This is a genomic window from Streptomyces sp. NPDC050145, assembly GCF_044460245.1.
Classification (GTDB): domain Bacteria; phylum Actinomycetota; class Actinomycetes; order Streptomycetales; family Streptomycetaceae; genus Streptomyces.
Genome location: NZ_JBITJS010000042.1, coordinates 1 through 2,494, shown reverse-complemented (window position 1 = coordinate 2,494; position 2,494 = coordinate 1). Strand labels below are relative to the sequence as shown.

Genomic DNA, 2,494 nt, shown 5'->3' with positions numbered 1-2,494 from the left:
AACACAGTGGACGCGAGCAACTGAGGACAAGCCCTCGGCCTATTAGTACCAGTCACCTCCACACCTTGCGGTGCTTCCAGATCTGGCCTATCAACCCAGTCGTCTACTGGGAGCCTTACCCCATCAAGTGGGTGGGAATACTCATCTCGAAGCAGGCTTCCCGCTTAGATGCTTTCAGCGGTTATCCCTCCCGAACGTAGCCAACCAGCCATGCCCTTGGCAGGACAACTGGCACACCAGAGGTTCGTCCGTCCCGGTCCTCTCGTACTAGGGACAGCCCTTCTCAATATTCCTGCGCGCACAGAGGATAGGGACCGAACTGTCTCACGACGTTCTAAACCCAGCTCGCGTACCGCTTTAATGGGCGAACAGCCCAACCCTTGGGACCGACTCCAGCCCCAGGATGCGACGAGCCGACATCGAGGTGCCAAACCATCCCGTCGATATGGACTCTTGGGGAAGATCAGCCTGTTATCCCCGGGGTACCTTTTATCCGTTGAGCGACGGCGCTTCCACAAGCCACCGCCGGATCACTAGTCCCGACTTTCGTCCCTGCTCGACCCGTCGGTCTCACAGTCAAGCTCCCTTGTGCACTTACACTCAACACCTGATTACCAACCAGGCTGAGGGAACCTTTGGGCGCCTCCGTTACTCTTTGGGAGGCAACCGCCCCAGTTAAACTACCCATCAGACACTGTCCCTGATCCGGATCACGGACCGAGGTTAGACATCCAGCACGACCAGAGTGGTATTTCAACGACGACTCCACAACCACTGGCGTGGCCGCTTCAAAGTCTCCCACCTATCCTACACAAGCCGAACCGAACACCAATATCAAACTGTAGTAAAGGTCCCGGGGTCTTTCCGTCCTTCTGCGCGAAACGAGCATCTTTACTCGTAGTGCAATTTCACCGGGCCTATGGTTGAGACAGTCGAGAAGTCGTTACGCCATTCGTGCAGGTCGGAACTTACCCGACAAGGAATTTCGCTACCTTAGGATGGTTATAGTTACCACCGCCGTTTACTGGCGCTTAAGTTCTCAGCTTCGCCAAGACGAATCTTGACTAACCGGTCCCCTTAACGTTCCAGCACCGGGCAGGCGTCAGTCCGTATACATCGCCTTACGGCTTCGCACGGACCTGTGTTTTTAGTAAACAGTCGCTTCTCGCTGGTCTCTGCGGCCACCCCCAGCTCAGAGTGCAAGACTCATCACCAGGAATGGCCCCCCTTCTCCCGAAGTTACGGGGGCATTTTGCCGAGTTCCTTAACCATAGTTCACCCGAACGCCTCGGTATTCTCTACCTGACCACCTGAGTCGGTTTAGGGTACGGGCCGCCATGAAACTCGCTAGAGGCTTTTCTCGACAGCATAGGATCATCCACTTCACCACAATCGGCTCGGCATCAGGTCTCAGCCTTAATGGTGTGCGGATTTACCTACACACCGGCCTACACCCTTACCCCGGGACAACCACCGCCCGGGATGGACTACCTTCCTGCGTCACCCCATCACTCACCTACTAACCGCTTGGGCCGGCGGCTCCACCACTTTCCTTTCCCCGAAGGGTCCGGAACGGCTTCACGGCCTTAGCATCACGATGCTCGATGTTTGACGCTTCACAGCGGGTACCGGAATATCAACCGGTTATCCATCGACTACGCCTGTCGGCCTCGCCTTAGGTCCCGACTTACCCTGGGCAGATCAGCTTGACCCAGGAACCCTTAGTCAATCGGCGCACACGTTTCTCACGTGTGTATCGCTACTCATGCCTGCATTCTCACTCGTGAACCGTCCACAACTACCTTCCGGTGCTGCTTCACCCGGCACACGACGCTCCCCTACCCATCCCAGCGCCCGTTGGGGCTATTGCTGAAATGACACGACTTCGGCGGTACGCTTGAGCCCCGCTACATTGTCGGCGCGGAATCACTAGACCAGTGAGCTATTACGCACTCTTTCAAGGGTGGCTGCTTCTAAGCCAACCTCCTGGTTGTCTCTGCGACTCCACATCCTTTCCCACTTAGCGTACGCTTAGGGGCCTTAGTCGATGCTCTGGGCTGTTTCCCTCTCGACCATGGAGCTTATCCCCCACAGTCTCACTGCCGTGCTCTCACTTACCGGCATTCGGAGTTTGGCTAAGGTCAGTAACCCGGTAGGGCCCATCGCCTATCCAGTGCTCTACCTCCGGCAAGAAACACACGACGCTGCACCTAAATGCATTTCGGGGAGAACCAGCTATCACGGAGTTTGATTGGCCTTTCACCCCTAACCACAGGTCATCCCCCAGGTTTTCAACCCTGGTGGGTTCGGTCCTCCACGAAGTCTTACCTCCGCTTCAACCTGCCCATGGCTAGATCACTCCGCTTCGGGTCTTGAGCGTGCTACTGAAACGCCCTGTTCGGACTCGCTTTCGCTACGGCTTCCCCACACGGGTTAACCTCGCAACACACCGCAAACTCGCAGGCTCATTCTTCAAAAGGCACGCAGTCACGAG

General features: G+C 56.4%; 1 rRNA gene. It reads right to left on the bottom strand.

From position 1 onward, the window contains the following. Positions 1-22: 22 nt before the first annotated feature. Positions 23-2,494 (bottom strand): 23S ribosomal RNA (locus tag ACIBTU_RS39500); the annotation flags it as partial.